Raw genomic sequence first — 25,947 nt, forward strand, 5'->3', positions numbered from 1 at the left:
CCCTATATCCGCGCCCTGCTGAACAGCGGCAAGGCTGGTCTGGCGGTGGAGCGCGCCCGATTGCTGAGCCGCGCCAATCCCGGCGCTCCGGCGGCGTGGCTGGTGCTGGGGGACGCGCTGGATGCCGCAGGGCGGACGCGGGAGGCGGTGCGCGCCTATGAAGCGGGCGCGAAGATCGGCAATTCGCGCGAAGCCGCGCTGCGGCTGGCGGCGGCGTGGCGCAAGCTCGGTGATCCCGGCCAGTCCGCCCGGATCGTCAGTGCCTTCCTGGCGCAGAACCCCAATGATGTGGAGGCCATGCGGCTGTCGGCGGCGCAGGCGATGCAGCGCAGCGACTGGCGCGGGGCGCTCCGCCTGCTGCGCGGGGTGCAGGCGCGCATCGGCAGCAATGACGCGCTGCTGATGACCGATCTCGCCCGCGCGGCGCTGGAGACCGGCGACTTGCCCGCCGCCCGCAGCTATGCCGCCCATGCCTATCGCCTGCTACCCGGCAGCCCGGTGACGGCGGACGCCTATGGCTGGGTCCTGCTGGCGAACGGAGAGCGCCAGCCCGCGATCGACCTGCTGGAAAAGGCCGTGGCGCTCGCCCCCGCGCACCCCGTCCTGCGCGCTCATCTGGCGCAGGCCTATGCCGCGAAAGGCGCGAAACTGGCGGCGCGCTAGAGCCTGCGTTCAGGCTCCATCATGTTCAGGATCAGACGCGCTGCAAATCCAGATCTTCGGCCGATATGCCCAGCCGCCTGATCTGATCGGCGACCGGGGGCCAGACGGTGTCCAGAAACCGCCGCCGTTCCGCTTCGCGCAGGCGGCGGCTCGCGCCTTCCGCCACGAACATGCCTACGCCGCGCTTCACCACGACCAGCCCGTCATCCTGAAAACATTGATAGGCCTTCGCCACGGTCAGCGGGTTCGCCCCCTGCTGCGCGGCCAGCGCCCGGACCGAAGGCAGCATGTCGCCATCGCCATAAGTGCCGTCCAGGATGGAGGCTGCGATGATGTCCCTCAGGCGCAGATAGACGGGCTTGGAATCTTCGACCATCACTGCATCAGTGCCATAATACAGCCATTCAGGTCAAGGAAAGGCCGGCCACTGCCTGCCGTTGGTACGCAACTATCTGTCCCAGAAAGACACTTTTTCGTCATATAGTGGCCGGGGCCGTTCTTCCTGCGGACGGCTGGGCGTGCCGATGAAGACGAACCCGGCGATGCGCTCCCCATCTCCCGCGAAGGCGGCGCGCACATCCTCATTATAGGCGGGCCAGCCGGTCAGCCATCCTGCCGCGAACCCCAGCGCATGGGCGGCGTGAAGCAGGTTCATGATCGCTGCGCCGGACGACAATTCCTGTTCCCACAAAGGTATCTTGCTGCCCGCCACAGGCGCGGACAGCGCCACGACAAGCGCAGGCGCCTGATGCGCGAACTGGTGCATCGCCTCCAGTTCCAGCCGCCCGGCATCCGGCTTTTCCGCCCGGTAAGCCTGTTCCAGCAGCGCCGCGAGCGCATCGCGCCTGTCCTGCGGCACGATGACGAAACGCCATGGGGCCAGCTTGCCATGATCGGGCGTGCGCAGCGCGATTTCCAGCATCTGGCGCAACTGGCCGTCATCAGGTCCGGGCGCGGCCAGATCGCGCGGCTTGCCCGACCGGCGCGTGCGAAGGAGCGAGAGGGGCGTGCTGAGATCGTTGAACATGCGGTCCCAAATGGCGCGGCATCACAGTCAGCGCAAGTGCGCCCCGCTCTTTGACACTTGTATGATTTCCGCTCTACGCTTCTGCATCGCCCCATCGGGGACAATATGCAGGGAAGTGGATGGCGACCTCAACATCGATCGCGGCCGGAACGGGAAAGACCTGGCTCGGCCATCCGCGCGGGCTGTTCCTCCTGTTCTTCGTGGAAATGTGGGAACGCTTTTCCTTCTACGGCATGCGCGCCCTGCTGATCTTCTACCTGACGCAGCATTTCCTCTTTTCCGATCGCGACGCCGCCTATGCCTATGGCGCCTATATGTCGCTGATCTACATTTCCCCGCTGATGGGCGGCTACCTCGCCGACCGCTATCTGGGCCAGCGCAAGGCCGTGCTGTTCGGCGGCGTCGTCATTGCCATCGGGCACATCATCCTTGGACTGGAAGGCGGCGTGGCGTCCAGCGGCATGGGCCTGGGGCTGTTCTGGCTGGGCCTTGCCACCGTCATCACCGGAACCGGCTTCCTCAAATCCAGCGCGTCGGCGCTGGTGGGGCAGCTTTACCCGCGCGCCGACATGCGCAGGGACCCGGCCTATACGATCTTCTACATGGGCATCAATGTCGGCGCGACCATCGGGCCGCTGATCTGCGGCTATCTGGGGCAGCGCTGGGGCTGGCACTGGGGCTTTGGCGCGGCGTCGGTGGGGATGATCGCGGGCGTGATCGGCTTCGTCTGGTGCAAGCCGCTGTTGCAGGGCGGGGGAGAGCCGCCCGATCCGGCGCGCCTTGCGCAGCGGGTGGGCGGGCTGATCAGCCGGGAATGGCTTGTCTATCTGTCCAGCCTGCTTTCGATCCTGCTCTGCTGGTTCCTGATCCAGCAGCATGCGATCGTCGGATGGATGCTGGCGGTGTCGAGCGCGCTGGTCGTGCTCTATATCCTCTGGGAAGCGTTCGGCCGGATGGAGCGGGTGGGGCGCGACCGGATGCTGGCGGCCCTGTTCCTGCTGGTCGTCAATCCGATTTTCTGGGGCCTGTACGAACAGACCGGCTCCTCGCTCGCTTTGTTCACTGATCGCTATACCGACCGCACGATCCTGGGCTTCAACGTGCCCGCTTCCATGTTCCAGTCGGTCAACGCCGCCTATATCCTGCTGTTCGGACCGGTCATCGCCGGGCTGTGGATCTGGCTCGCCAAACGCGGGTGGGAACCGTCGACCCCGGCCAAGTTCGGGCTGGCGCTGGCGCTCGTCGGCGCGGGCTTCCTCGTCCTCGTCGCGGGCAGCGGCGCGCCGGGCACGCTGACGCCGCTGCTGTTCATCTTCCTCCTCTATCTCTGCCACACGCTGGGCGAGCTGTGCCTGTCGCCGGTCGGCCTTTCCGCCATGTCGAAGCTCGCGCCCTCGCGCGTGATCGGGCTGATGATGGGCATATGGTTCCTCGCCATGGCGCTGGGCGAATATGCGGCGGGCATGATCGCGGCGGCGACCGGCGGGGAAGAAGGCGCGGCGTCGCGCGAAGGGGTGCTGGCGGTCTATGGCCGGATCGGCTGGTGGTCGATCGGCATCGGCGTGGCGGTGATGGCCATCGCGCCATGGGTGAAGCGGCTGATGCACCTAGACCGGCTGGACGATGTTGATGTGTTCGGGAATGCTCCCGCTGACGGCTATGCTGTGCGGGACGACATGGCCGGTAAACCAGACCGGCTTGGATGATCCTAAGGGTTGGGACGGGCATGGACTGGCATGCCGCTGGCCCGGCTAACCGAAGGCTCTTGCTCTTGCCCTTTCCACGCAGGCCTGGACGGACCCAGCCTGGATCAGGGGGTCAGCCGCGATCGTGATCCGGCGCTCTATTGCGTCGCGCCCCAGACATCCGTGGCCCGCACAAAGCCCTTTTGACCTTTTACGTCGAATTGGCACCATCCGTTGCTGCACGAAGCCAGCCGGCCCACCACGCCTTTTTCGGCGCGATAGACGGTCTTCGCGCCCTCGTCGGCGGACGCGCGCATTGGCGCCGTGGGGGCAGTGACGATCGCCGTCGCGGTATCGCTCAACAGCCGCACATGCATCCACCCCTGCGTGCCGTCCGGGTCCTCGACCTTGCGCCACAGGCCCAGCACCTGCACGACCTTCACCGGCAAGTCGCGGCGGCGGTAGACCCAGTTGGACGGATAATCCAGGCTGGGCCCGACGCGCATCCGCGCCTCGTCCTGGCTGATGGAGGCCCAGTAAGGAACCGGCTTGGCCGGGGATGCCCCCGATGCTCCCGCAATGCACAGCGCCCCAATGGCTCCCGCGCCGAGCAGATACCCCTTCATGCCTGACCTGTTCCCTTCACCGTCCTGGGCATGACCATAGCCGCTGCCCGCCATCGCGGGCAACTGCGGACTTGCCGATGGGGCATAAGCGCTTGACCAGCGCCCGAACGGGGAATAGCGGCCTTGCATGGCCCATAAACCGCGCCCCGCCAAGCCGCGCGTCATCGTCACGCGCCGTTTGCCTCCCAATGTCGAGGCGCGCATGGCCGAATTGTTCGATGCGGTCTTCAACGTGGGCGACACGCCGATGGACCGCACCGCGCTGACCCGCGCCATGGCGCAATGCGACGTGCTGGTGCCCTCCGTCACGGACCAGATCGACGCCGCCCTGATCGAAGGCGCGCCGGACCGGCTGCAACTGATCGCCAGCTTCGGCAGCGGGGTCGACCATATCGATCTGGCAGCGGCGCGGCGCAGGGGCGTGATCGTCACCAACACGCCCGGCGTGCTGACCGAAGACACGGCGGACATGACCATGGCGCTCATCCTGTCCGTGCCCCGGCGTCTAGCGGAGGGGGAAAAGCTGGTGCGGTCGGGCCGCTGGACCGGATGGAGCCCGTCCGGCATGCTGGGGCATCGCATCGGCGGCAAGCGGCTGGGCATCATCGGCATGGGGCGCATCGGCCGCGCCGTCGCCCGCCGCGCTGCCGCTTTCGGCCTGACCATCGCCTATCACAACCGCCATCGCCTGCCTTTCGAGGTGGAACAGGAACTCGCCGCCACATGGCATGCCGATGCCGACTCCCTGCTGGCCGACAGCGACATCGTATCGATCAACTGCCCGCTCAACAGCGACAGCCGGGGCATGATCGACGCGCGGCGCATCGCGCTGATGCGGCCGGACGCCTATCTCATCAACACCTCCCGCGCGGAGATCACGGACGAACCGGCGCTGATCGCCGCGCTCGCCGAAGGGCGGATCGCTGGCGCGGGGCTGGACGTCTATGCCCATGAACCGGCCGTTGATGCCCGGCTGCTCGCCTTGTCCAACGTGGTGCTGCTGCCGCATATGGGCTCTGCGACCTTCGAAGGGCGCGACGCCACCGGCGCGCGGGTGATCGCCAATATCCGCAGCTGGGCCGATGGCCACCGTCCGCCCAACCAGGTTCTGGAAGGATGGGTGTAAGGCCCGTCCGCAATGACTGAGCCCCTCGATCACGACATTACCCGCCGCGGCCTTCTCATGGGCGCGGCCGGTCTGGCCGGTCTCGCCGGAGCGGGTGGCGCGTTCCCCGCCTGGGCGCGCAGCGGAACGCCCGGCCTCGCCCCCTCTGCCGGGGTGTTGAGCGGAGAAGCCATCGCGCTGACTGTTGGGGAAAGCCATTTCTCGACCGGCGGCCGCTCCGCGCATGCGGTGACGGTCAACGGCACGCTGCCAGCGCCGCTCATCCGCCTGAAGGAAGGGCAGAATGTCCGCATCGCCGTCACCAACCGGCTGAAGGAGGACACGTCGATCCACTGGCATGGCCTGATCGTGCCGTTCCAGATGGATGGCGTTCCGGGCGTCAGCTTCCCCGGCATCCGCCCCGGCGAAACCTTCACCTATGATTTCCCGGTCCGCCAGTCGGGCACCTATTGGTATCACAGCCATTCCGGCATGCAGGAAGCGATCGGCCATTATGGCCCGATCGTCATCGATCCCGCCGCGCCGGACCCGGTGCAGGCCACGCGCGAGCATGTGATCGTGCTGTCGGACTGGAGCCCCATTCATCCGCACATGCTGCTGCGGCGGCTCAAGCAGAATGGCGGCTATTTCAACATGCAGCGGCAGACTCTGGCCGGGCTGCTCGCGGGCAGGGACCAGGGCATCCGGGAACGCCTGCAATGGGGCGCGATGCGGATGGACCCCACCGACATTTCGGACGTCACCGGATCGACCTACAGCTTCCTCGTCAACGGCCATGGCACGGCGGAGAACTGGACCGGCCTCTTCACGCCGGGCGAACGGGTGCGGCTGCGCATCATCAACGCGTCGGCGATGACGAACTTCAACGTCCGCTTGCCCGGCCTGCCCATGACGGTCGTGCAGTGCGACGGGCAGGATGTGCAGCCGGTCGAAACCGACGAATTCCAGATCGGCATCGCGGAAACCTATGACGTCGTGGTGCAGCCTCCCGAAGCACAGGCCTATGCCCTGATCGCCGAAGCGATCGATCGTTCCGGTCAGGTCCGCGCCACGCTGGCGCCGCGCATCGGCATGGCCGCGCAAGAGCCGCCCCTTCGCGCCCGTCCGCTGCTGGGCATGAAGGACATGGGCATGGACATGACCGGCATGGACCATGGGGATATGGCAGGCCACGCCATGAAGATGCGCGATCCCTCCGTCGCGCCGCAGGTCGCCATGGGGCCGGGCGTCGCCACCCTGTCGCCGATGCCCGCCGATCGCACCGCCGCCCGCCCCACCGGCCTTGAGCATGAAAGCCATCGGGTGCTGACCTATGCGGACCTCAAGGCGCTCACGCCTAACAAGGACCAGCGCCAGCCCAGCCGGACGCTGGACATCCACCTCACCGCCAATATGGAACGCTATATGTGGTCCTTCGACGGGGTGAAGCTGTCGGATGGAACAGCGCCGATCGCCTTCCGCCATATGGAGCGGGTGCGCGTGAACCTCATCAACGACACGATGATGCCGCACCCGATCCATCTGCACGGCCATTTCTTCGAACTGGTGACCGGGGCAGGGGCGCATAATCCGCGCAAGCATACGGTGAACGTGCTGCCCGGCGGCAAGGTCAGCTTCGACCTTACCGCCGATGCGCTGGGCGACTGGGCCTTCCACTGCCACATGCTGCTGCACATGCATTCGGGCATGATGCGCGTCGTCACCGTGCGGCATGAAGGGGAGGGCGCATGAAGACGCTCGCCGCCGCCGCGATGCTGGCGCTCGCGCCGCTGCCCGCCATGGCGCAGGACCATCAGCATATGGATCATGGCGCAATGCCGCCAGCCGATCCCCATGCAGGCCATGAAGCGGCGGGCGAGGATCACTCCACCCACCAGCAGCATGACGCGGCAGCCACGCCCGCCCCCGATCCGCACGCCGCTCACGCCCGGCCCATGCCTGGCGCCGCCATTCCACAGGGTACGGCGCCGCCCCCTCCCGCGGATCACGCCGCTGACGCCTTCTACGATCCCGCCGCGATGGCCCGCGCACGCGATCTTATGCGGCGCGAAAATGGCGGCATGACCTTCTCGCGCTGGATGCTCGACCGCCTCGAATATCGCACGGTGCGCGGCGCTGACGGCTATCATTGGGAAGGCGAAGGCTGGATCGGCGGCGACATCAACCGCCTCGCGGTCAAGACGGAAGGGGAGGGCGATCTGGGCGGCCCGCTGGAAAGCGCGGAAATCCAGGCGCTGTTCAGCCGCGCGATCGGTCCCTGGTTCAACCTGGAGGCAGGCGTCCGCCACGACATCCGCCCGCGCCCGCAGCGCAGCTACGCCGTGATCGGCATCGATGGCCTCGCGCCTTATTTCTTCGAAGTCAGCGCCCAGGCGTTCCTGTCGGACATGGGCGACGCGCATCTGCGGCTGGAGGGCAGCTATGACCAGCGCATCACCCAGCGCCTGATCCTGCAACCCGCCGCAGAGGCGAACATCGCCGCGCAGGACGTGCCGGAACTCGGCATCGGTTCCGGCCTGTCGGATATCGAACTCGGCCTCAGGCTGCGCTATGAACTGGCGCGCGAATTCGCGCCCTATGTGGGCGTCAATTGGGAACGCAAGCTTGGCGGCACGGCCCGGCTGGCGCGCGCGGCGGGGGAAGACGCGTCGGTGACAAGCTTCGTCGCGGGCCTGCGCTTCTGGTTCTGACGCGCACCGCCGGATGGCCAGGCCGGTAGGGGGCAAACGGAACTGCCGTGCCCATCGCTCGTTCCATCCTTGTATCTTGCAACAAAGGATGGTCCGATGATCCGCCTGGCTATTATCTCGCTCGTGATCGCGGCCGTGCTCGCCATATTGGGTTTTGGCGGCGCGGCTGGCACGTTCGTTGGCATCGCGAAGATTCTCTTCTTCATCGCGATCGCGCTGTTCGTTCTGTTCCTCGTGCTCGGCCTGCTGGCTGGCAAGGGTATCAAGAACGCTATAGACTAGGACTTATGACAGATATCGGCGCTGGAGTAGATGAGACGGGCAGGCTCGTCAGGGACGGGGCCGGTTTCCTGCTCCAGCGTGATCTGGGCGGCACGTTCCGCCTGGTGCTGTTGCGCGTGCCTGTCGACCATGTCGAAAAGCGGGTGCGCGTGCAGGGCTATTATGCCGGCAACGGCATTGTCGAGGTGGAAGGCGTCGCCGCCGCCTGAACTTCCGGGCGGCAGCTACGGCTTTTCAGGCAGTGATCGGCCCTGCCTGATCGAAAGGCGAAACGCTGCTGTGCGTCTGGACGAAGCGGGCGCAGGCGCCGACTCCGCGATTATTTTCCAGCGGCAACGCCGTCTCGCAATAGGCGCATTCCGCCATCAAGCGGCCGACCATCCATTGGCTACGGCCGCAACTGGGGCAATGATTTGCTTCCCCTGGATGGTAATGGATAATGTAACCCCTTGTTGACGGGTCGAAAGACTTGCCGGCGGCGAAGTCGGAAACAGGGCGCATCGTCTCTTCCTCCTCAGACATTTATCTTCGGGCATCGATGACGGTGTTTTCTTCATGCCGCCGTGATGCAACGACTAAAAGCCAGAGCGCGCGACCATGCTTTGCCTTTATGAAGCCGCTCCATGAATCAGAACGCGGCTGATCATCAATGTATCCCCTGCGCGAATGGTGCGTCGATAAGAAAGATTCTCCGGCTGTCCCATTTCGCGCCTCCATTGACTTGGCGGGTGCAGGCGCTATGGCGGCGCCCATCAAGGGACATTACCCGCTTCGGCCATCGGTTGGGGCGCATCCCGCCACCTTGCCGGCCTGTATCTCGATGCTCGCCAGCGGGTTACTGGTGGAATGTCGTTATCCTCCTAGCCCCTTGGCCGGGCACTGCGAGGAGACGCACGACTCATGACCGCCATTGGACAGGACACTCTCGGCACGCGCGACACGATGAAGGTCGGCGGCAAGGACATTGCCTATTACTCCCTGAAGAAGGCGGCGGCGAAGCTGGGCGACGTTTCGCGCCTGCCCTTCTCCATGAAGGTGCTGCTGGAAAACCTGCTCCGTTTCGAAGATGGCGTGACCGTCACCACCACTGACATCCAGGCGATCGTCGATTGGCAGAAGGACAAGGGCAAGTCGGAACGGGAAATCCAGTATCGCCCCGCGCGCGTGCTGATGCAGGATTTCACCGGCGTTCCCTGCGTCGTCGACCTTGCCGCCATGCGCGACGCGATGAACGCGCTGGGCGCTGACGCTGCCAAGATCAATCCGCAGGTGCCGGTCCACCTCGTCATCGACCACTCGGTCATGGTTGACGAATTCGGCACCCCGACCGCGTTCGAGGACAATGTCGAGCTGGAATATCAGCGGAACATGGAACGCTACGACTTCCTGAAATGGGGCTCCAAGTCGCTCAACAATTTCAAGGTCGTGCCCCCCGGCACCGGCATCTGCCATCAGGTGAACCTTGAAAATATCGCACAGGCCGTCTGGTCGTCTCAGGATGACAGCGGCGCGACCGTCGCCTATCCCGACACCTGCGTCGGCACCGACAGCCACACCACCATGATCAACGGCCTGGGCGTGCTTGGCTGGGGCGTCGGCGGTATCGAGGCCGAGGCCGCGATGCTGGGCCAGCCCGTCTCCATGCTCATCCCCGAAGTCGTCGGCTTCAAGCTGACCGGCGCGCTCAAGGAAGGCATCACCGCCACCGACCTGGTGCTCACCTGCACCCAGATGCTGCGCGCCAAGGGCGTGGTCGGCCGCTTCGTTGAATATTTCGGCCCCGGCCTTGCCTCGCTGTCGCTGGCCGACCGCGCGACGCTCGCCAACATGGCGCCGGAATATGGCGCGACCTGCGGCTTCTTCGGCATCGATGACAAGACGCTGGACTATATGCGCCTCACCGGCCGCAGCGAAGAGAATATCGCGCTGGTCGAAGCCTATGCGAAGGAGCAGGGCTTCTGGCTCGATCCGTCGGCCGAGCCGGTCTTCACCGATGTGCTTGAACTCGACATGGGCACTGTCGAACCCTCGCTCGCCGGTCCCAAGCGCCCGCAGGACAAGGTCGTCCTCAGCGAAGTCGATGACGTGTTCAACGCCGATCTGGAAAAGGTCTACAAGAAGGGTGCGCCCGCCCGCTGCGCCGTCGAGGGCAAGGATCATGACATTGGCGACGGCGACGTTGTCATCGCCGCGATCACGAGCTGCACCAACACGTCGAACCCCGGCGTTCTGGTCGCCGCTGGCCTCGTCGCCAAGAAGGCGGTCGAAAAGGGACTGAAGCCCAAGCCGTGGGTCAAGACCTCGCTTGCTCCGGGGTCGCAGGTCGTCACCGACTATCTGAACAAGGCGGGCCTCCAGTCCTATCTCGATCAGGTCGGCTTCAACCTCGTCGGCTATGGCTGCACCACCTGCATCGGCAACTCCGGTCCGCTGGCGGAGCCGATTTCGAAGGCGATCAACAGCAACGACATCGTCGCTGCCTCAGTCCTGTCGGGTAACCGCAACTTTGAAGGCCGTGTGTCGCCTGACGTGCGCGCCAACTTCCTCGCCTCGCCGCCGCTGGTCGTCGCCTATGCGTTGAAGGGCACCGTGACGGAAGATTTCGTCACCACCCCGATCGGGCAGGGCAGCGACGGGCAGGACGTGTACCTCAAGGATATCTGGCCTTCCAACGACGAAGTCCGTTCCGTCATGGACGGCGCGCTGACCCGCGATATGTTCGAAAGCCGCTACGCCACCGTCTTCACCGGCGATGCGCGCTGGCAGGCGATCGATGTCGCCGGTTCGGACACCTATAGCTGGCGCGCCGGTTCCACCTATGTCGCCAACCCGCCTTATTTCGAGGGTCTGACCATGACCCCGAAGCCGGTCACCGACATCATTGAGGCCAAGCCGCTGGCGATCTTCGGCGACTCGATCACCACCGACCACATTTCGCCCGCCGGTTCGATCAAGGCGACCTCGCCCGCGGGCAAGTGGCTGTCCGAACATCAGGTCGCGCAGGCCGATTACAACAGCTACGGCGCGCGCCGCGGCCATCATGAAGTGATGATGCGCGGCACCTTCGCCAACATCCGCATCAAGAATCTGATGCTGGACGGCGTCGAAGGCGGCATGACCCGTTATGAAGGCGAAGTGATGCCGATCTACGACGCGGCGATGAAACACAAGGCGGACGGCACGCCGCTGGTCGTCATCGGCGGCAAGGAATATGGCACCGGCTCCTCGCGCGACTGGGCGGCGAAGGGCACGAGCCTGCTCGGCGTCCGCGCGGTGATCGTCGAAAGCTTCGAGCGTATCCACCGTTCGAACCTGGTCGGCATGGGCGTGCTTCCGCTCCAGTTCAAGAATGGCGAAAACAAGGATACGCTCGGCCTCACTGGCGATGAAAGCTTCACCATCCAGAATGTCGCCGGGTTGAAGCCGCGCCAGGACGTGGACGTGATCGTGAAGCGCGCCGATGGCTCGACCTTCACCTTCACCGCGCTATGCCGCATCGATACCGTCAATGAACTGGACTATTTCATGAACGGCGGCATCCTCCAGTACGTGCTGCGCAAGCTCGCCGCCTGACCGGCCGGGTTGTCGCTGAAAGAAAGGGCTTCCTCCGCAAGGGGGGAGCCCTTTCGCGTAACGTTCCCGCCCCCTTCGTCATGCTGAACTTGTTTCAGCATCCATTGTGCCTCAGACTTCGCCGATCCGGTTAAACGCCTCCTGCAACAGGTTCAGGATGACGGATCGGAAGGGAGCGGGCGCCGGCATGACGATCTTCATCGAAGTCCTTGGCTGGCTGGGCGCGCTTCTCGTCCTTGGCGCTTATGTCCTCGTCTCGACTGGCCGGTTGCTGGGTGATTCCGCTGCCTTCCAGTGGATGAACGCGCTTGGCGCCGCTCTCTTCGTGCTCAACACCTGGTGGCATGGGGCCATCCCGTCGATGGTGCTCAACATCATCTGGAGCTGCATCGGCTTCGCGGCCCTCTGGCGCATCCGGCGAGGCAAGGCCGCCCAGGGCCGATAGGAGGAGTATCGCCTTCGCAAGAAAGGCTGGCTGGCGGGCGCGGCGCGGATGGATTATCCGTCCGCTCAGCAATGAAGAAAGCACTGATCGTCCGTCATGTGCCGCGCGAGGGAGCGGCGGGGTTTCTCCAGCCGATCGAAGCCGCAGGCTACGAGATCGAGCGGATCGATGTGGCGAGTCCCGATTTCGATGACATCGATCTCTGCACGCCAGACCTGCTGATAATGATGGGCGGGCCGATGGGCGTCTATGAACATGATGCCCATCCCTGGATTCCCTTGCAGATCAGCAAGCTCGCCGCCCGGCTGGAGCAGGACCTGCCGACGCTGGGCGTGTGCCTGGGCAGTCAGATGATCGCCGCGGCGCTGGGCGCGCGCGTTTTTCCCGGCGGCCGGATGGAGCTGGGCTTCGCGCCCGTGACGTTGAACCCGGCGGGCGCCGATTCGCCGCTGCGCCATCTGGAGGGCGTTCCGGTGCTTCACTGGCACAGCGACACGTTCGACCTGCCGCGCGGCGTCGATCTGCTGGCGTCGACCGACTCCTATGATCATCAGGCCTTCCGGCGCGGGCGCAATCTGCTGGCGCTGCAATTTCACGCCGAAATGGGCGAGGACCCGCGATTCGAGGACTGGCTCACCCACTTCTGGTCTGACCTGGACGTGGCGAAGCAATGCCGCATCTCCCTGCGCCGCGATCATGACGAACATGGGCCGGGCGCGGTGTCGGCAGGCCGGACGATGATCGCCGAATGGCTGGATCAGCTGCGCGCCTGATCCGGCACGTCAGAATTCGACGTCCAGTTCCGCCACCTCGTCCGCTTCCCTGCGCGCATCGTCGATCCATTCGCGCATCAGGCCCCAGCTGTTGATCGTCTCGCTATAGGCCGCCGAATTGGCCGAAAGCGGCACGGCATAGGTCAGGAAACGCTGCGCCACCGGCGCGAACATGGCGTCGGCGACGGTCGGCTTTTCCCCGAACAGCCACGGCCCGCCATAGGTTTCCAGGCATTCGGTCCAGATCGCCTCGACTCGCTCTATATCAGGCTTCGCGCCGGAAAAGATCGGGAATCGCTCATGCCGCACTTTAAGGTTCATCGGCAGCGCGGACCGCAGATTCGCGAAGCCCGAATGAATCTCCCCCGACACCGAACGGCAATGCGCCCGCGCGATCCGGTCCTTCGGGTACATGCCCGCCTCGGGATAAAGCTCATGCAGATATTCCGCGATCGCCAGCGTGTCCCACACGCTCGCGCGTTCATGGGTCAGGCGCGGCACCAGCACGGATGGCGTCAGCAGCAGCAATTCCGCGCGATTTTCGGGATTTTCCTGCTCCACCATCTTTTCCCGCACCTCCAATCCGGCAAGACGGCACAAAAGCCACCCGCGCAGCGACCAGGATGAGTAGGTCTTGCTGGAAATCGTCAGTTCAGCGACCGGCATGGCAATCCTCCCACATGCGATTTTCCGTGAAGATGATGCACTGCAATATAGAAAAATAACATAAGCATTGTACAACGGTTCAATGATGGGGAACATTGCGGGGGGTCGCAATCGTTATATGATGATGTTGTACACTGGCTATCAGGCATTGGAAGATATGCTCGCACCCGCGCGTTTCGGCGCGCGACTCGCCTTGACCATGCGCGATGGCATGGGTGCGGTGGGGGACTGGCCGATGCCGCGCCGCATGTTCGCGCTGATGGATATATTTCAGGGCGCGCGGCTCACGCACAAACGTCCCGCCTATGGCATAGATCAGGTGCGCAGCGGCAATGCGGTTGTTGCGGTGCGGGAAGAGGTGCTGCTGGACCTGCCCTTCGGCAACCTGCTGCACTTCGCCAAGGATGATGTGGATACGGAGCAGCCCCGCGTCCTGCTGGTCGCGCCCATGTCCGGCCATTTCGCGACGCTGCTGCGCGCGACGGTCAGGACCATGCTGCCCGACCATGATGTCTATATCACCGACTGGAAGAATGCGCGCGACGTGCCGCTGTCGGCCGGACCCTTCGGCTTTGACGACTATATCGACTATGTGATCACCTTCTTGCAGGAAATGGGGCCGGGCGCGCATCTTTTCTCGGTGTGCCAGCCCTGCGTTCCGGCCTTCGCCGCCGTCGCGCTGATGGCGGAAGATGGCGACGCGGCCACTCCGCGATCGATGACGCTGATGGGCGGCCCCATCGATCCGCGTGCCGCGCCGACGGTGGTCAATGAGCTTTCCAATGAAAAGCCGATCGAATGGTTCGACCGGCACCTGATCACCACCGTGCCGATGCGCTATGCCGGGGCGGGGCGGCGGGTCTATCCCGGCTTCCTGCAACTGTCCGCCTTCATGTCGATGAACCTGGAACGGCACGGCGCGCAGCATCGGGAGCTTTATCAACTCCTGGCCGATGGCAAGGAGGCGGAGGCCGAGAAGATCAAGACCTTCTACCAGGAATATTTCGCCGTGCTGGACATGACGGCCGAATTCTACCTGGAAACCGTCGATCGCGTGTTCCAGCGCGCCTTGTTGGCGAAGGGAGAACTCAAACACCGGGACCGTCCGGTCAACCCCGGCGCGATTCGCACCACGGCGCTGCTGACGGTGGAAGGCGAAAAGGACGATGTCTGCGCCGTGGGCCAGACCGCCGCCGCCCATGCGCTGTGCACCGGCCTGCGGCCCCATCTGAAACGCCATCATCTTCAGATCGGCGCTGGCCATTATGGCGTCTTTTCAGGCCGCAAGTGGGAAAAGGAAGTCTTCCCGCAGGTGCGCAACATGATCCTGGCGATGAACTGAGCCGTACGCCATTGGGGGAGCGCGATCCGGCTTGGGGGAGGAACGCCTAACGCTCCTCCCCATCCGCCTCCGGCCGCGTCCATATCCAGCTTCCGCCGATCAGCGCCGCCGCCAGCGGGATCAGCGACCATGGGAAGGGCGAGAAGATCAGGCCGATCGCCGCACTGATGGCAAAGGCCGTAAGCGCCGCATGCTTGCCCCGCCTGCTGATCGCGCCACGTTCGCGCCAGCGCCGGATATGGACGCCGAAATGCCGGTGGTTGAGCAGCCGCGCCTCCAGCGCAGGGCTTGACCGTGCGAAGCAGAAGGCGGCCAATATCATGAACGGCACGGTGGGAAGCAGCGGCAGCACCACGCCCACCGCGCCCAGCCCCAGCGCCGCAAATCCTGCGGCAAGGTAGAGCGTCCGGCGCATCAGCCCGCTGGCAGCCGCAGCCGCACCAGCAGCCCGCCCAGATCCTCGCTTTCCTCCATCGCCACCGATCCGCCATAGATTTCGGCGACGTCGCGGACGATGGCGAGGCCGAGGCCAGTTCCCGGCTTGCCCGAATCGAGCCGCACGCCCCGGTCGAAGATGCGCGTCCGGTCCGCCTCTGGGATCCCCGCGCCGTCATCCTCGACCAGAATCTCTATCATCGGCCCGTTGCGCAACACGGTGGCGAACACGCTGCCGCCCCCATATTTGGCGGCATTTTCCAGCAGATTGCCCAGCATTTCGTCCAGATCCTGCCGCTCGACCCGCACCTCTGCGGCCTTGTCCCCATCCATGTCGATGCGCACGTCAGGATAAAGCCGCTGCACCGCGCGCTCCACGGCTTGCAGGCTCGGCCACACCTCCGCCCGGCTTTGCGCCGCGCCGCGCCTGCCCACGGCGCGCGCACGGGCTAGGTGGTGGTCCACCTGACGGCGCATCGTCGTCGCTTCCCGGATCACGGTTTCGCCAAGGTCGGGCGCCTGCGCCGTCGCCGCGTTCATGATCACGGTCAGCGGCGTCTTCAATGCGTGGGCCAGGTTGCCCGCATGGGTGCGCGCCTCTTCCGCCTGCGTTTCGTTATGGGCGAGCAGGGCGTTGAGTTCCTCCACCATGGGCAGGACCTCGCTGGGCATGGGTTCGGTGACGCGGTTCTTCTCCCCCGCGCGCATTCGAACGATCTCGTGCCGCACCCGGCGCAGCGGGCGCAGGCCGTAGAGCGTCTGGAGCGTGGTGAGGACGATCAGGCCCAGCGCCAGCAGGGCGAAGCTTTCGAACAGGGTGGACCGCAATGTCCTGATCTGGTCGTCCAGCCCCGCGCGCGCGGCCGCGACCATGAACATCCAGCGCGTGTCCGATCCCGGCAGGATGATCGTCCGCTCCATGATGCGCAGGTCCTCGCCCGGAAACTGCTTGCTGTCATAGACGTGGAAATTGCGGTCATGATGCTCCACCGGGGCCTTCAACGCCCGGTCCCACAGCGATCGGGACCGCCAATCCTCATGTCCCTTCGCGCTGATCTGGTAGTAAAGGCCGCTATTGGGCTCCAGGAACCGCTGGTCCGCCAGCGGGCGGTTGAACAGCACTTCGCCGTCCGGCCCGATTTCCGCCGAAGCGATCATCGCCGTCAGCACATAGTTCAGGCCATCGTCGAAATTGCGGGTGACGGCGTCCGACAGCACCCGGTCCAGCGCCAGCCCGCCGCCCAGCAGCAGCAGGCTGATCCACAGCGCCGCTATGCCGATCATGCGGCGGCTCAGCGATCCGGTCGAACGGACGGGGGGCTGATCTGCTATGCTAGAATTGACCAACGGCCGTTCGCCCTGAGTAGCCACTGAGCGAAGCCGAAGTGGCGTATCGAAGGGTTCGTGCGGAATGCTTCGATACGGGTCTTCGGCTTCGCTCAGCCCCTACTCAGCACGAACGGAGAAAGCAACTTACCGCCCCGGCTCGTCCAGGCTGTAGCCAAGGCCCCGGATCGTGGTGATGACATCCGCGCCCAGCTTCTTGCGGATGCGCGTCACGAACACTTCGATCGTGTTGGAATCACGGTCGAAATCCTGATCGTAGATATGCTCGATCAATTCGGTGCGGCTCACCACCTTGCCCTTGTGGTGCAGCAGGTAGGACAGCAGCTTATATTCCTGCGCGGTCAGCTTCACCGGCTCGCCTTTCAGCGTCACCTTGCCGCTGCGCGTGTCCAGCCGCACGTCACCGGCGGTCAGCTCGCTCGACGCATTGCCCGACGCACGGCGGATCAGCGCGCGCAGCCGGGCGATCAGTTCCTCGCTCTGGAACGGCTTGGCCAGATAGTCGTCCGCGCCCGCATCCAGCCCTGCCACCTTATCCGACCAGCTATCGCGCGCCGTCAGCACCAGCACCGGAAAGCCGCGGCCATCCTTGCGCCATCGGTCCAGCACCGTCAGGCCATCCATCGTCGGCAGGCCCAGGTCCAGCACCACGGCGTCATAATTTTCGGTGGAACCCAGAAAATGCCCGTCCTCGCCATCGTTCGCCAGGTCGACCGCATAACCGGCCCCTTCAAGGGTATTGCGAAGCTGTTGCCCCAGATTGGGTTCATCTTCGACGATCAGCAGACGCATATGGCCCCGTTTCTTCCTGTTCTTGGCTGCGGCGCGTTATCGCGCCCAGCCGGTTATATCGCCTGTGCGCCCGTCCGCATCAACCCAAACCACCTTGCCGTCCTTCACATATTTCAGGCGGTAGCGGTTCGACGAAGGATTGAATTCCGCGCCCAGATAGGTCGCGCCGCCCATCGCGGCGTCGACGCGGCGCTTGATGAGGGAAAAGGGCATGGTCTGCCCGTCCAGCATCGCGCGCCGCGCGGCGTCCTGCTCCTCGCGCTGACCGGCCTGTACGGCCGGGTTCAGCGCCAGCATCGCTGCAATGGCCCCAAGGCCCGCAATCAGCCTGTGTCGCGTCATCTTCATGAGGCATGCCATAGCGGGGAGCCATTGAACAGGTGGTGAATATGCCGCTCAACACCGCTGCGACGCTGGCTTAGCGCTCCAGCGCATATTGCACGGTCAGCGTCACCGACGATCCGACCTGGCCCGGTTCGGCCTGCGTCGCCACGGCGGCGGCGTCTTCCTTGAAGCTCCGCGCCATCATCGGCATGGGCGGGCGGCCGCCGCTGTTGCTCTCGCTGATCGACACCAGCCGGGCGGAGCGATAGCCCGCTGCCTGCGCATAATAGTCCGCCTGCGCCTTCGCCGACTGGAGCGCCGCGCCGCGCGCCTGCGTCAGCATGGGCGTAGGGTCGCTGATGGAGAAAGAAGGGCCGCTCACATTGGTCGCCCCGGCCGCCACCATGGCGTCCAGCAGGCTGCCCACCTTCTTCACATCGTGCAGCTTGACGCTCAACTGGTTGGACGCCTCATAGCCGATGAAGCGCGGGGTCGTCGGCTGCCCGGCCCGGTTGCTGTAATCATATTGCGGGTTGAGGTTGATGCCGCTGGTCTGGATGTCCTTCTTGGCGATGCCCGCCTTGGCGAGCGTCGCGATCAGCTTGTCCATCTGCGCCGCATTGTCGCGCATCGCCTGCACGGCTGTCGGCGCGCGGGTCTGGACGCCGGTGCCTACCACCGCCTCATCAGGCACCGCCTCCACCGTCTCGGTGACGTTCAGCGTTACGATCGGCGCCTTTTCCGCGACCGTGACGCTCGTCTGCGCCAGCGCGGCCGGGGCCAGCGACGATGCGGCAAGGGTCATCAGGGCAAGGGCGGACTTCATGAGCATATCTCCTTGAAAGGATGGTGCGACCCTATTGTAACGGGTGCGATGAATGGACGCTGACATGCGCTGAAAGCCGCCAGACAGCTTATGGTTCCTTGGCGGCCCTTGCCCCGGCGCGCGCAAGCGCCTAGCTGCACGGCCATGGCGGCTCCCATTCTCTCCTTCGAAAATCTTGGCGTCAGCCAGGGCACGCACTGGCTTTTCCGGCATCTCGACATCTTCGTGGGCGACCGCGACCGGCTGGCGCTGATCGGCCGGAACGGCGCTGGCAAGACGACGCTGCTAAAGCTGATCGCCGGCCAGATCGAAGCGGATGAGGGCACGCGCTCCGTCCGCCCCGGCGCGCGCGTCATCATGCTGGAGCAGGACCCGGACGTCAGCGGCTTTGCGACCCTGCGCGACTTCGCGCTGGCGGGCGACTATGCGCCCCCCGCGCATGAGGTGGAGGCGATCGCCAGCCAGCTTGGCACCGACCTCAACCGCGAAGCCGCTACGGCCTCGGGCGGCGAGCGCCGCCGCGCCGCCATCGCCCGCGCGCTCGCCAGCGAGCCTGATCTGCTGTTGCTGGACGAGCCGACCAACCATCTCGACATCGACGCGATCGACTGGCTGGAAGGCTGGCTCGCCCGCTATTCCGGCGCGTTCATCGTCATCAGCCACGACCGCGCCTTCCTGACCCGCCTGACGCGGCAGACGCTGTGGCTGGACCGCGGATCGATCCGCCGCAATGAAATCGGCTTCGGCGGTTTCGAGGAATGGATGGAAGCCGTCTATGCGGAGGAGGCGCGCGCCGCCGAAAAGCTGGACGCCAAGCTCAAGATCGAGGCGCACTGGCTGCAACGCGGCGTCACCGCCCGGCGCAAGCGCAACCAGGGCCGCCTCGCCAAGCTGCACGAGATGCGCGCCCAGCGCGCCGCGATGGTGGGGCCGCAGGGCGTCGCCAAGATCGCCGTCGCCGCCGACGACAGCAAGACGAAAAGCGTCATCACCGCCGAGCATGTCACCAAATCCTTTCCGCCGCCGCCAAAAACCCCGCTCGCGTCGAGCGAAGTCGAGACACGGGATGCGCAAGGCTTCCCGGCTTCGCTCCAAGCGGACGGAGGGCAGGGGCCGGGCCGCACGGTCATCAAGGACTTTTCCCTCCGCATCCAGCGCGGCGACCGCATCGGCATCGTCGGCGGCAATGGCGCTGGCAAGACCACGCTGCTCAAGCTCCTCACCGGCCAGATGGAGCCCGACAGCGGCGCCGTCCGCCAGGCCAAATCGCTCGACATGATCTTCATCGACCAGCAGCGCAGCCTGATGCAGCCCGGCAAGCGCGTCCGCGACGTGCTGGCGGAGGGCGGCGACTGGATCGACGTGCGGGGATCGCGCAAGCATGTCCACGGCTATCTGAAGGAATTCCTGTTCGACCCCTCGCTTGCCGAGGCGCGGGTCGGCACCCTGTCGGGCGGCGAACGCTCGCGCCTGCTCTTTGCCCGCGAATTCGCGCGCGAATCCAACCTGCTGGTGCTGGACGAGCCGACCAACGACCTCGACCTCGAAACGCTCGACCTGCTCCAGGAAGTCATTGCCGACTATGACGGCACCGTGCTGATCGTCAGCCACGACCGCGACTTTCTGGACCGCACCGTCACCGTCACCCTGGGGCTGGACGGGTCGGGCCATGTCGACGTGATCGTCGGCGGCTATGCCGACTGGGCCGCCAAGCGCCAGCCGCGCAACGCCCCCAGGGTGGAAAAGAAAGCCGCCGCCGCGTCCCCGCCGCCCAGGCCCGCTTCCGCCAAGCTCAGCTACAAGGACCAGCGCGATCTGGACCTGCTGCCCGCCCGGATCGAGGAGCTGGAGGCCGCGATCGCCCGTGACGAGCAGGCTCTGGCCGACCCCAATCTCTACGCCCGCGACCCCAAGCGCTTCGCCAGCCTGACCCAGGCGATCGAGCAGGCGCGCGGCGAGAAGGACAAGGCGGAGGAACGCTGGCTCGAACTCGCCGAAAAGGCCGAGGGGATGAGCGGCTGAAAAAGGGGAACGTCCATGGTCGAAAGCCACGCAGCAACAGCCATTCTGCCGCAGCCGCAGGCGGAAGCAGAGGCCGGACAGCCGCATCATGCGGTCCATTATGTCAACCGCGTCGGCTGGCTGCGCGCCGCGATCCTGGGCGCGAATGACGGCATCGTCTCGACCGCCAGCCTGCTGACCGGCGTTGCCGCATCAGGGGCAAGCCGGGAAACCATATTGCTCACCGGCATCGCCGCCCTGCTCGCGGGGGCGATGTCCATGGCGGCGGGCGAATATGTGTCCGTCAGCGCGCAGGCGGACACGGAACGCGCCGACCTTGCCAAGGAAAAGAAGGCGCTGCTTCATCAACCCGATGAGGAATGGCGCGAACTGCGCGACATCTATGTCGAACGCGGCCTGACCCCCGATCTGGCGGGGCAGGTCGCGCGCCAGTTGATGGAAACCGATGCGCTCGGCGCGCATGCACGGGACGAGCTTGGCATTTCGGAGGTCAGCACCGCCCGCCCGGTGCAGGCCGCGCTCACCTCCGCCGCCACCTTTGCCGCAGGCGCGATCGCGCCCGTCATCGCGTCCGCCGTCAGCCCGCAGGGGCTTGCCGTGGGGGCCGTCATCGCGACCTCGCTCCTCTGCCTTGCCGTGCTCGGTTATGCCGGGGCGCGGCTGGGGGGAGGGCGGCGGCTGCGCTCCGTCGCCCGCGTCCTGTTCTGGGGCGCGCTCGCCATGGGCGTGACTGCGGCGGCGGGCAGGCTTTTCGGCGCGGCGATATGATGGCACTCTCCGCCGCCATTCAAGAGAATCCCTCAAGGAGACGATCATGACCGAGATTCAGCAAATTCCCCTGAAAACGATCAAGGGCGCCGACGCCAGCCTCAACGACTATGCGGGCAAGGTCGTGCTGGCGGTGAACGTCGCCTCCAAATGCGGCCTGACCCCGCAATATGAAGGGCTGGAAAAGCTCTACAGCAACTACAAGGACAAGGGGCTGGTCGTCGCCGGTTTCCCCGCCAATGATTTTGCGGGGCAGGAGCCGGGCAGCAATGAGGAAATCGAATCCTTCTGCACCACCAATTTCGGCGTCGATTTCCCGATGTTCGAAAAGATCACGGTGACCGGCCCGGAAAAGCACCCGCTCTATGCCGCCCTCACCAGCCAGCAGCCCAAGGCGCAGGGGGAAAGCGACGCCTTCCGCGAAAAGCTGAAAGGCTATGGCATGACCCCGACGGAAGAACCGGAAGTTCTGTGGAATTTCGAAAAATTCCTGATCGCGAAGGATGGCACCGTCGCGGCCCGCTTCGCGCCCGGCACCACCCCGGACGATCCGGCGCTGGTTTCGGCGATCGAGGCTGAACTGGCCAAGTAACCGATCGCCGCACGCCGTCCGCGCCGCCGCCCATGATGCCGCCCCAGATCGGACCGGTGCTCGAAGCGCTGGGCATCGTCGGCATCTTCGTGTTCGCGGCGTCGGGCGCGCTGGCGGCGGCGCGCCTGCGGCTGACGTTGGTGACCTTCGCCTTCTTCGCGCTGATCACCGGGGTAGGCGGCGGGACCGTGCGCGACCTGCTGATCGGAGCGCCCGTCTTCTGGGTGCATGATGCGATACCCGCCGTCACCTGCATGGCCGCTGCGCTGCTGGTCTGGTTCACGCCCCGCCGCTTGTGGAGCGACCATGCGCTGGACTGGCTCGATGCCGTCGGCCTCGCCGCCTTCGCCGTGTTCGGCGCGGCCAAGGCGCTGAACTACGGCATCCCGCCCCTCGTCGCCGCGATGATGGGCGTCGTGACCGGCTGCGTCGGCGGCATCATCCGCGACCTTCTGGCGCATGAGCCGTCCATCCTGCTGCGGCCCGAACTTTATGTGACGGCGGCGGCGGTTGCGTCCGGCCTGTTCGTGCTGCTGCGCTGGGGCGGGCTGGATGTGCCGGTGGCGGGGCTGATCGCCGCCTTCACCGGCTTCCTGCTGCGAGCGATCGCGATCCGGCGGGGCCTGGGATTGCCGGGGTACAAGGGGTAGGGCTCGCCCCAAAGCGCGTCACAGATCACCAGCATCCGTTCATCCTGAGTAGCCATTGAGCTTGCCGAAATGGCGTATCGAAGGATCAGCAGTTGGTAGCCGCTTCGACACGGCGCTTCGCAGTTCAGCACCTACTCGGCGCCAACGGTCCAAACCTACCCCGTTCGCCCTGAGCCTGTCGAAGGGCCCGCCGAACGCAGTGAGGCGTCTTCGTCTCCGCTCAGACAAGGGCTTCGACAGGCTCAGCCCGAACGGCTGGGAGGTTTCGAGCCCCAGTGGTCAGGGTTTAAAGCCGTTCGAGTGCCTACGCAGGAACAAGGGCTGGGCTAACTCAAAAAAGCTCAACCCTAACAGGAACCGTCCGGGCTGAGCGTGGCGAAGCCCACCCCTTCTCTCCAAGATGGCCGGACCCACAGACAAACGCGAACGGACACGCCGGAAAGCGTCTCCCCAACCCTCATCCCCGCCACAAGGCCGTCAGCAGCCCCATCAATCCCCGCTCATCCGCCATGCCACGCGGCGCGCCAAAGCTCCGGCATTCCAGACAGTCGGCCCGCACGCCAGCCCCGCTGACCAGCGCGCGCACATCGGCGATCGCCTGCATCGCCCAGCGGCGCTGGATCATCGCCTGACGGCTCAGCATGTCGCGCGGCGCGTCGGCATCCTCGTCCCGCTCGGTCATGGATTGCAGGAACTCGACGAACCTGTCCGGCTCCTTTTCGATGCGGTAGGTGCGCGCCGCCTTGGGATCGATTTTCGCCAGCCTCGCCGCCTCGGCAATCGCCTCGTCCAGCCCGCCGAAGCGGTCGACCAGCCCAATCTGGCGCGCCGTGCCGCCATCCCATACCCGGCCTTGCGCGATCGCGTCGATCTGCTGCGGCGACTTGTTCCGCGCCTCGGCCACCAGCCCGACGAAGCGGCGGTAGATATCCTCGACCCCCATCTGCATGATGCGGTCGAATTCCGGCGTCGTTCCGCCCGCCAGATCGGGTTGCCCCGACAGCGGCGTCGTGCGCACGCCGTCCGTGGTGATGCCCATCTTCGCCAGCGTGCCTTCAAAGCTGGGCAGGATGCCGAACACGCCGATCGATCCGGTGATCGTGTCCGGCTCGGCAAAGATCATGTTGGCGGGCGTCGATATCCAATAGCCGCCGCTCGCCGCCACATTGCCCATGGAAACGACGACGGGCAGGCCCTGCTGCCTGGCTTCCATGATGGCGCTGCGGATTTTTTCGGATGCCATCACCGATCCGCCCGGCGAATCGACGCGCACAACCAGGGCCTTCAGATCCTTTTCGGCCAGCGCCTTGTAGAGCAGGGCCGAAATCGTATCGCCCGCCGCGCTTCCCGGACCGCCTTCGCCGTCCACAATGTCCCCGGCGACGGTCAACAGGCCGATCTGGCCATTATTGGCGGGCTGATGCGCCTTCGCATAGCTTCTGAGGTCAATGGCCGCGAAGTCGCCCGCGCGTTCGTCGGACGGTTCGCCCGCCACTTGCGCGACCCGCTTGCCGAAGGCCGCTTCATCGCCCAGCCGGTCGATCAGGCCTGCCGCCAGCGCTGCCTTGGCAAGGTTCCCGCCCGCCGCCGTCGCCGCGTCCACCGGGTTGCTGGCGTAGGTGGCCAGCCTGGCACGGGGCCGGGCCTTCGTTACATCCTCCTGCCATTGCTGCCACAGCGCATCGGCCAGCGCCTGGTTCGCCTGCCGCGCTTCGGGCGACTGGCCGGAGCGGATGAACGGCTCGACAAAGCTCTTGTAGGTGCCGACGCGATAGACATGCGTGTTGACGCCCAGCTTGTCGATCAGCCCCTTGTAATAGAGGCCCGATCCGCCCCGGCCCATGATTGCGACGCCGCCCAGCGGATCGACCCAGCTTTCGCTGGCATGGGCCGCCAGTTGGTAGCTGTCGTCGCTATAGATGGTGGCATAGGCGAACACCGGCTTCTTCGCCGCCCGGACCGCGTCCAGCGCCTTGCCCACCCGCGCCAGCGCCACCTGGCCGCCGCCCATGAAGCCGTTCAGGTTCAGCACCACGGCCTTCACCTTGGCATCGTCCTTCGCCGCATCGAGCGCCGCCACGATGTCGGACAGGCGATATTCGCGCATCTGCGATCCTGATCCCGACAGCAGGGAAAACGGATCGGCCTCAGCGGGCTGCTCCACGATCGTGCCGTCCAGCTTCAACAGCAACGCGCCGCTGCTGACCGCGCGCGCGGGCTTGGGCGACCAGGACAGGGCGGCATAGAGCAGGCCGAAGAACATGAGCAGGAACAGGAGGACCAGCCCGTCCTTGATCGCGACCAATATGCGCCACGCCGCTTTCACGAATGCCAACTCGCCGTCTCCCTGTCTCTCGGCCATCTGCGCTATCGTATCGGCGGGCCGACTGCAATGTGGGGGCAGGGGTGGCCTTCGCAAGCTTGCGCCCATGATTTCACCCGCTATGGGAGGGCGCAAATTGTCGCTCTAGTGCAGGAGACGCGCCCCATGCCCACTCTCGTCCTCATCCGTCATGGCCAGTCGGCCTGGAACCTGGAAAACCGCTTCACCGGCTGGTGGGACGTGGACGTGACGGAAAAGGGGGCGGAGGAAGCGCGCGCCGCCGGGCGGTTGATGGCGGAAAAGGGTCTGGACTTCGACCAGTGCTTCACCTCGCTCCAGACCCGCGCGATCAAGACGCTGAACCTGGCGCTGGAGGAAATGGGCCGTCTGTGGCTGCCCGTTGAAAAGGACTGGCGGCTCAACGAACGTCATTATGGCGGGCTGACCGGCCTCAACAAGGCGGAAACGGCGGCCAGGCACGGCGACGCGCAGGTAAAGATCTGGCGCCGCAGCTTCGACGTGCCGCCCCCGCCGCTGGAGGCTGGCAGCGAGTTCGACCTGTCGAAGGACCGCCGCTATGCGGGCATCGCCATCCCCGCGACCGAATCCCTCAAGGACACGATCGCGCGCGTGCTGCCCTATTGGGAAAGCCGCATCGCGCCGGAGTTGAAGGCGGGCAAGCGCGTGCTCATCTCCGCCCACGGCAATTCGCTGCGCGCGCTGGTCAAGCATCTGTCGAACATTCCCGATGACGAGATCACCGAACTGGAAATCCCGACCGGCCAGCCGATCGTCTACGACCTGGCCGACGACCTGACGGCAAAGGACCGCTATTACTTGTCGGAACGCTAATCGCGCCTGCAACCTCCGTTCGTTTCGGGCGTGGCGGGGAAACAAAGAGCCTCACATCCCGTTTTCCGGCAGGCTCGAAACGAACGCAGGGCATGATTTAACCACATCCCGCATTGCC

27 protein-coding genes are annotated in these 25,947 nt (G+C 65.4%); 16 read left to right on the forward strand and 11 right to left on the reverse strand.

Annotation, left to right across the window (positions count from 1 at the left end):
* Positions 1 to 663 (forward strand): tetratricopeptide repeat protein (locus L288_RS29855; protein ID WP_021237854.1); only part of this gene is annotated, 663 nt, incomplete at its 5' end.
* Positions 664 to 694: 31 nt separating this feature from the next.
* On the opposite strand, the gene L288_RS29860 is transcribed toward L288_RS29855, so the two are convergent.
* Both L288_RS29860 and L288_RS29865 read right to left on the reverse strand, forming a co-directional pair.
* A complete protein-coding gene (locus L288_RS29860) occupies positions 695 to 1,039 on the reverse strand; it encodes a GntR family transcriptional regulator (RefSeq protein WP_021237855.1) in 345 nt (114 codons plus the stop codon).
* 72 nt (positions 1,040 to 1,111) lie between these two features.
* Entirely contained in the window at positions 1,112 to 1,690 is a 579-nt protein-coding gene (locus L288_RS29865; protein ID WP_021237856.1) for a nitroreductase family protein, read from the reverse strand.
* 119 nt (positions 1,691 to 1,809) lie between these two features.
* On the opposite strand from L288_RS29865, the gene L288_RS29870 reads away from it, so the two are divergent.
* Positions 1,810 to 3,396, forward strand: a complete 1,587-nt coding sequence (locus L288_RS29870; protein ID WP_021237857.1) for a peptide MFS transporter — start codon at positions 1,810 to 1,812, stop codon at positions 3,394 to 3,396.
* Positions 3,397 to 3,533: 137 nt separating this feature from the next.
* On the opposite strand, the gene L288_RS0121455 is transcribed toward L288_RS29870, so the two are convergent.
* Positions 3,534 to 4,001: an SH3 domain-containing protein gene (locus L288_RS0121455; RefSeq protein WP_031304228.1), complete on the reverse strand. Its 468-nt coding sequence runs from the start codon at positions 3,999 to 4,001 to the stop codon at positions 3,534 to 3,536.
* 127 nt (positions 4,002 to 4,128) lie between these two features.
* On the opposite strand from L288_RS0121455, the gene L288_RS29875 reads away from it, so the two are divergent.
* The 5 genes from L288_RS29875 (at position 4,129) to L288_RS29895 (ending at position 8,308) form a co-directional block, all read left to right on the forward strand.
* The gene (locus L288_RS29875; RefSeq protein ID WP_021237859.1) at positions 4,129 to 5,127 is read left to right on the forward strand and encodes a 2-hydroxyacid dehydrogenase; all 999 of its coding nucleotides are present in this window, start codon (positions 4,129 to 4,131) and stop codon (positions 5,125 to 5,127) included.
* A gap of 12 nt (positions 5,128 to 5,139) precedes the next feature.
* Positions 5,140 to 6,858 carry a copper resistance system multicopper oxidase gene (locus L288_RS29880; protein ID WP_021237860.1) on the forward strand — a complete coding sequence of 573 codons (1,719 nt, stop codon included), beginning with the start codon at positions 5,140 to 5,142 and terminating at the stop codon, positions 6,856 to 6,858.
* On the forward strand, positions 6,855 to 7,817 hold the full coding sequence (locus tag L288_RS29885) for a copper resistance protein B (protein WP_021237861.1): 963 nt from the start codon (positions 6,855 to 6,857) through the stop codon (positions 7,815 to 7,817). The genes L288_RS29880 and L288_RS29885 overlap by 4 nt, the downstream gene beginning before the upstream one ends.
* Positions 7,818 to 7,913: 96 nt before the next feature.
* Complete coding sequence (locus L288_RS29890; RefSeq protein WP_021237862.1) at positions 7,914 to 8,099, forward strand: DUF1328 domain-containing protein; 186 nt, start codon at positions 7,914 to 7,916, stop codon at positions 8,097 to 8,099.
* A 5-nt stretch (positions 8,100 to 8,104) separates the two neighbouring features.
* Entirely contained in the window at positions 8,105 to 8,308 is a 204-nt protein-coding gene (locus L288_RS29895; RefSeq protein ID WP_021237863.1) for a DUF5818 domain-containing protein, read from the forward strand.
* Between the two features lie 25 nt (positions 8,309 to 8,333).
* On the opposite strand, the gene L288_RS43840 is transcribed toward L288_RS29895, so the two are convergent.
* Positions 8,334 to 8,480 (reverse strand): hypothetical protein, encoded by a 147-nt coding sequence (locus tag L288_RS43840; RefSeq protein ID WP_021237864.1) that lies wholly within the window; start codon positions 8,478 to 8,480, stop codon positions 8,334 to 8,336.
* 519 nt (positions 8,481 to 8,999) lie between these two features.
* Between L288_RS43840 and acnA the strand changes: the two genes are divergently transcribed.
* From acnA to L288_RS29910, 3 genes are all read left to right on the forward strand, one after another.
* A complete protein-coding gene (acnA, locus tag L288_RS29900; protein ID WP_021237865.1) occupies positions 9,000 to 11,672 on the forward strand; it encodes an aconitate hydratase AcnA in 2,673 nt (890 codons plus the stop codon).
* A gap of 187 nt (positions 11,673 to 11,859) precedes the next feature.
* On the forward strand, positions 11,860 to 12,117 hold the full coding sequence (locus L288_RS29905) for a CBU_0592 family membrane protein (protein WP_021237867.1): 258 nt from the start codon (positions 11,860 to 11,862) through the stop codon (positions 12,115 to 12,117).
* Between the two features lie 71 nt (positions 12,118 to 12,188).
* Positions 12,189 to 12,890 (forward strand): glutamine amidotransferase, encoded by a 702-nt coding sequence (locus tag L288_RS29910; RefSeq protein ID WP_021237868.1) that lies wholly within the window; start codon positions 12,189 to 12,191, stop codon positions 12,888 to 12,890.
* Positions 12,891 to 12,899: 9 nt separating this feature from the next.
* Here the strand turns inward: L288_RS29910 and L288_RS29915 are convergent, their stop codons facing one another.
* Positions 12,900 to 13,556 carry a glutathione S-transferase gene (locus L288_RS29915; RefSeq protein WP_021237869.1) on the reverse strand — a complete coding sequence of 219 codons (657 nt, stop codon included), beginning with the start codon at positions 13,554 to 13,556 and terminating at the stop codon, positions 12,900 to 12,902.
* 118 nt (positions 13,557 to 13,674) lie between these two features.
* Between L288_RS29915 and L288_RS29920 the strand changes: the two genes are divergently transcribed.
* Positions 13,675 to 14,898, forward strand: a complete 1,224-nt coding sequence (locus L288_RS29920; RefSeq protein WP_041208067.1) for a polyhydroxyalkanoate depolymerase — start codon at positions 13,675 to 13,677, stop codon at positions 14,896 to 14,898.
* 46 nt (positions 14,899 to 14,944) lie between these two features.
* Here L288_RS29920 and L288_RS29925 read toward each other — a convergent pair whose 3' ends face one another.
* The 5 genes from L288_RS29925 to L288_RS29945 form a co-directional block, all read right to left on the reverse strand.
* Positions 14,945 to 15,313, reverse strand: coding sequence for a YbaN family protein (locus tag L288_RS29925; protein WP_021237871.1), 369 nt, complete (start codon positions 15,311 to 15,313; stop codon positions 14,945 to 14,947).
* A complete protein-coding gene (locus tag L288_RS29930; RefSeq protein ID WP_021237872.1) occupies positions 15,313 to 16,617 on the reverse strand; it encodes a sensor histidine kinase in 1,305 nt (434 codons plus the stop codon). Before L288_RS29930 ends, L288_RS29925 begins: the two co-directional genes overlap by 1 nt.
* A 189-nt stretch (positions 16,618 to 16,806) precedes the next feature.
* Positions 16,807 to 17,472, reverse strand: coding sequence for a response regulator transcription factor (locus tag L288_RS29935; RefSeq protein WP_021237873.1), 666 nt, complete (start codon positions 17,470 to 17,472; stop codon positions 16,807 to 16,809).
* A gap of 36 nt (positions 17,473 to 17,508) precedes the next feature.
* Positions 17,509 to 17,814 (reverse strand): hypothetical protein, encoded by a 306-nt coding sequence (locus L288_RS29940; RefSeq protein ID WP_030538697.1) that lies wholly within the window; start codon positions 17,812 to 17,814, stop codon positions 17,509 to 17,511.
* Positions 17,815 to 17,890: 76 nt separating this feature from the next.
* The gene (locus L288_RS29945; protein ID WP_031304233.1) at positions 17,891 to 18,622 is read right to left on the reverse strand and encodes an SIMPL domain-containing protein; all 732 of its coding nucleotides are present in this window, start codon (positions 18,620 to 18,622) and stop codon (positions 17,891 to 17,893) included.
* A gap of 144 nt (positions 18,623 to 18,766) precedes the next feature.
* On the opposite strand from L288_RS29945, the gene L288_RS29950 reads away from it, so the two are divergent.
* The 4 genes from L288_RS29950 to L288_RS29965 are packed head-to-tail and all read left to right on the forward strand — an operon-like array spanning position 18,767 to position 22,654.
* On the forward strand, positions 18,767 to 20,644 hold the full coding sequence (locus L288_RS29950; protein ID WP_021237876.1) for an ABC-F family ATP-binding cassette domain-containing protein: 1,878 nt from the start codon (positions 18,767 to 18,769) through the stop codon (positions 20,642 to 20,644).
* A gap of 15 nt (positions 20,645 to 20,659) precedes the next feature.
* Positions 20,660 to 21,412 (forward strand): VIT1/CCC1 transporter family protein, encoded by a 753-nt coding sequence (locus tag L288_RS29955; protein WP_021237877.1) that lies wholly within the window; start codon positions 20,660 to 20,662, stop codon positions 21,410 to 21,412.
* Between the two features lie 46 nt (positions 21,413 to 21,458).
* On the forward strand, positions 21,459 to 22,004 hold the full coding sequence (locus tag L288_RS29960; RefSeq protein WP_021237878.1) for a glutathione peroxidase: 546 nt from the start codon (positions 21,459 to 21,461) through the stop codon (positions 22,002 to 22,004).
* Between the two features lie 32 nt (positions 22,005 to 22,036).
* Positions 22,037 to 22,654, forward strand: coding sequence for a trimeric intracellular cation channel family protein (locus tag L288_RS29965; protein WP_021237879.1), 618 nt, complete (start codon positions 22,037 to 22,039; stop codon positions 22,652 to 22,654).
* A gap of 457 nt (positions 22,655 to 23,111) precedes the next feature.
* On the opposite strand, the gene sppA is transcribed toward L288_RS29965, so the two are convergent.
* Positions 23,112 to 24,989 carry a signal peptide peptidase SppA gene (gene sppA / locus L288_RS29970; protein WP_021237880.1) on the reverse strand — a complete coding sequence of 626 codons (1,878 nt, stop codon included), beginning with the start codon at positions 24,987 to 24,989 and terminating at the stop codon, positions 23,112 to 23,114.
* A 153-nt stretch (positions 24,990 to 25,142) separates the two neighbouring features.
* On the opposite strand from sppA, the gene gpmA reads away from it, so the two are divergent.
* Positions 25,143 to 25,829 (forward strand): 2,3-diphosphoglycerate-dependent phosphoglycerate mutase, encoded by a 687-nt coding sequence (gpmA, locus tag L288_RS29975; protein ID WP_021237881.1) that lies wholly within the window; start codon positions 25,143 to 25,145, stop codon positions 25,827 to 25,829.
* The last annotated feature ends 118 nt before the right edge of the window (positions 25,830 to 25,947 follow it).

Source organism: Sphingobium quisquiliarum P25 (assembly GCF_000445065.1).
GTDB classification, from domain to species: domain Bacteria; phylum Pseudomonadota; class Alphaproteobacteria; order Sphingomonadales; family Sphingomonadaceae; genus Sphingobium; species Sphingobium quisquiliarum.